Source organism: Paenibacillus lautus, from assembly GCF_050482385.1.
In the GTDB taxonomy this organism is placed as follows: Bacteria; Bacillota; Bacilli; order Paenibacillales; family Paenibacillaceae; genus Paenibacillus_AQ; species Paenibacillus_AQ lautus_B.
On record NZ_JBCNHV010000051.1, the window covers coordinates 1 to 1,678 of the forward strand.

The window sequence follows — 1,678 nt, forward strand, 5'->3', positions numbered from 1 at the left end:
CCTAGCATTAACCCTGTCACATCCAGCATTTCCTGATTAATCCCGAGGAATTTTGTGTCGGATACTATCCCATCATTTAAATCTCGCAGTTTCATGGTACTTACACCGATCTGTGCAACGCCCCAAACTCCATTGGCTATGGCTAATAAATATAACGAACCACCTGCGGTGAAAAAGGCACCTACCACAGCTACGGCTCCAAACAATAAGTTGAGTTCTGTCATCAATTTTTGCTGTTTAACCACGAGCTCTTCAAAGGTGAAACGTGAGAAATAGATATCCTCGTCCGGGATTTTGCTAAGATAATCCGGTACCTGCGGAATCAACTCGTTTAATTGATGTTCCTCTCTTCGCTCCTCCCAACGATCCCCCCATTTTTCTATCGAGCCAGATAATGCTTTGGATACATTCACAAGCCCCTGTAAAGCCTCATTATGATTAGCCTGTTTCTCTATATGAGTCTTCAGTTCCTTTATCGGTAGTTGATCCTTCACAGCTTTCCATGGAGAGGTTGACTGCTTAGGCGGCGCCTTCTTGCCACTTCGTATATCTACATAGTTTTGATAGAACTCCGCATATTCTTGCTGTTCTTGGACTCTTTCCTTTTCTGACTTTCTCTTTGCCTTAGGTGGGGGTGGAATGAACTTTTCTTGGTAGCGTTTCTTTAACTCATTATTTCCTAGTCCTCTCAGCGACTCTTTGGCATCGTTTCTGGTTGCCGGATCTCTAAAACGTGCCGCTGCATCGTCCCTGATTTTTTGATTGTCTTTCTCTGTCCAACTCGGCATCATATACGTCCCGGCCGGAACATTGCTCATGGCTTCCGCCCTTTTTATTGCAACTTTAGAATATTCATTATCCACATACAACTTCTCAAGCTCTTCATCCGTAAGCATATCCAGAAAGTCCATTTCGACTTTCTCGAGACTCACTTTCTTGCCTTTAATCCCTACATACTCCGGCCGGATTTCCATATAGTGATCCGTGTTCGTGAAGAAGGTAATCGTCTCGTTAGCCACGAGCTTGATATGCTCCGGCATATTTTGGCCGCCTAGCTCGATTTCATTAGCTGCGACTACAAGAATGGATTCCGTGGCGCTTAATGAAATATCGTTCCCATCCAGAGTTAAACTGACGGTATTCTTCTCGAATAACACACCATCTTCACCAAGTTCCATCTTCGCCGCTCCAGGCATATGGAATACTTTTGTCATCGGCTTCTGGAAGACGGTGCGCGATTTCATCTCTTCGTTTCTGCCTCGCACGGAGTTGATTGCAATCGCCTTTTTCTCCGTTCCCTCAGGAAAATGAACCTTGATACGCGCACCTTTTTCCGGCATACAGTGAAAGATGTTATTGCCTTCCGGTGAGTACGGAAACCACCAATTTCCTCGTTCGTCATGATCGTGATCAATATCCAAATGCACCTTAACCATATTGTTGCCGCGTTTTATAACGTGTCCTTCCAAGGCAACTCCCTGAAGCGCACGATTCGTTCTTACCTTACGCCGAAGTGCTGCACGCTGCATCAGTACATATTCATAATAGATTAAACCAGTTTCATAAGTAATAACGGATTCCGTAACCACCCACATCTGTCCCTTAAAAGAAACATTGTCCCCCACCTGGCAGTACTGGTTCGTATGTACCCGGTAACTGACGAAATCAGACTCCCCCA

At 45.0% G+C, this 1,678-nt stretch carries 1 pseudogene; it reads right to left on the bottom strand.

Annotated elements, in window-relative coordinates:
- A pseudogene (locus ABEW73_RS33740) lies at nt 1–1,678 on the bottom strand (hypothetical protein); the annotation flags it as partial.